At 66.1% G+C, this 632-nt stretch carries 1 pseudogene; it reads left to right on the top strand.

The features are described from left to right. A pseudogene (locus tag AACY52_RS29200) lies at positions 1 to 632 on the top strand (hypothetical protein); the annotation flags it as partial.

Below are 632 nucleotides of genomic sequence, written 5' to 3'. Positions count from 1 at the left end.
TCCAGACCGCCGCCAAGGATCCGATCAGCTTCATGCTGATCTGCAACGTCATCCTGCTGGTGATCGGCACGGTGATCGACGGCATCCCCGGCCTGATCATGACCGTGCCGATCCTGCTGCCGGTCGCCCTCGCGCTCCTGATGATCCCGCTGATCGGCTCGACCAGTTCCTGGCTGACGCTGACCGTCGCCAGCCTCGCCATGGGCATGATGATCTTCATCATGGCCTCCGGCCTGACGCTGGTGTTCGGCCTGATGGACGTACTCAATTTCGGCCACGGCGCCTTCATCGCCGTCGGCGCCTATGTCGCGACGCTGGTGCTGGCGCCGTTCGCGGCCTCCATTCAGGCGGATTCGCTCTGGATGAACCTCGCCGTGCTGGCGCCGGCCGCGCTGCTGGCGATGGTGGTCTCCGGCGCGCTCGGCCTGATCGTCGAGCGCGTGCTGGTGCTGCCGGTCTACGGCCAGCATTTGAAGCAGATCCTGATGACCACGGGCGGCCTGATCGTCGCCGAGCAGACGCTCTATGCGCTGTGGGGGCCGCAGATCATCCCGATGCCGCTGCCGGCCTCGCTGCGCGGTTCCTTCATCCTCGGCGACGTCGCGATCGCCAAATACCGCGTGCTGGCGATG

Origin of the sequence: Pseudomonas sp. EA_65y_Pfl1_P113 (assembly GCF_963970525.1) — a bacterium.
GTDB classification, from domain to species: Bacteria; Pseudomonadota; Gammaproteobacteria; order Pseudomonadales; family Pseudomonadaceae; genus Aquipseudomonas; species Aquipseudomonas tritici.
The sequence above is the reverse complement of the archived record's forward strand: the minus strand, read 5'-3'. Positions and strand labels throughout refer to the sequence as shown.